This window comes from Xanthobacter sp. BG11Y11_SDJG (assembly GCF_057364445.1).
In genome coordinates this window covers 1-1,044 of the sequence record NZ_JBNFNU010000736.1, presented here as the reverse complement: position 1 = coordinate 1,044, position 1,044 = coordinate 1, and the positions used below count along the sequence as shown (strand labels likewise).

Genomic DNA, 1,044 nt, shown 5'->3' with positions numbered 1-1,044 from the left:
CCCCGCTGGACGCAGGGCGCGGGTGCGGGAGATCGCCGCCGGGCCGGGCGCGGTGATCCTGTGCGGACGCTTCGAGGGCGTGGACGAGCGCATCGTCGCCGCCCGCGGCCTCGAGGAGGTTTGCGTCGGCGACGTGGTGCTCTCCGGCGGCGAGGCGGCGGCGCTGCTGCTGCTCGACGCCTGCGTGCGCCTCATTCCCGGCGTCATGGGCAAGGCCGAGAGCGGGGCGGACGAGAGCTTCTCCCACGGCCTGCTGGAATATCCGCAATACACCCGCCCCCAGGTGTTCGAGGGCCTGACCATCCCCGAGGTGCTGACCTGCGGCGACCATGCCCGCATCGCCCGCTGGCGCCGCGCCGAGGCGGAGGCCGCGACCCGTGCGCGCCGGCCGGACCTCCTGTCGCCCCCGTGTGACAAACCGGCGACGGAAAGGGAATGACACGCGCCGTTTTCTCATATAAGAAGCCGCGTCCCTTAACTTAAAACGACACGACGTGGCGCTGGGGTCTGCCCCGCGCCGCCAAGAGGTTGGCGACATGAACATCATCCAGACGCTCGAAGCCGAGCAGGCGACCAAACTCGCCGAAAAGCGTGCCATTCCGGAGTTCCAGCCGGGCGACACCGTGATCGTGAACGTGAAGGTGGTCGAAGGCGACCGCACCCGCGTGCAGGCCTATGAGGGCGTGGTGATCGCGCGCTCGGGCGGCGGCCTCAACGAGAGCTTCACGGTCCGCAAGATTTCCTATGGCGAGGGCGTGGAGCGCGTGTTCCCGGTCTACTCGCCGCTGATCGACAGCATCAAGGTGGTCCGCCGCGGCAAGGTGCGCCGCGCCAAGCTCTATTATCTGCGCGACCGCCGCGGCAAGTCGGCCCGCATCGCCGAGCGCCAGGACACCCGCGCGGACGCCAAGGGCAAGAAGGCCAAGGCCCCCGCCGCCGCCGAGTGACGGCCGCCCGTTTCGGGCAAAGACGACCCGCCGCCGGCTCGCGCCGGCGGCTTTTTTGTGCCTGGGCATCAGGCCGGGTTGCGTCCGGGCCTGGCGG

Annotated in this window: 2 protein-coding genes; both read left to right on the top strand. The window is 70.3% G+C overall.

The genetic code is table 11. The features are described from left to right. The coding region (locus AC2W7M_RS26170) for an RNA methyltransferase (RefSeq protein WP_486136088.1) at window positions 1–439 on the top strand (439 nt) is incomplete at its 5' end. Window positions 440–536: 97 nt separating this feature from the next. Next, on the top strand, window positions 537–947 hold the full coding sequence (gene rplS, locus AC2W7M_RS26165) for a 50S ribosomal protein L19 (protein WP_486136086.1): 411 nt from the start codon (window positions 537–539) through the stop codon (window positions 945–947). The last annotated feature ends 97 nt before the right edge of the window (window positions 948–1,044 follow it).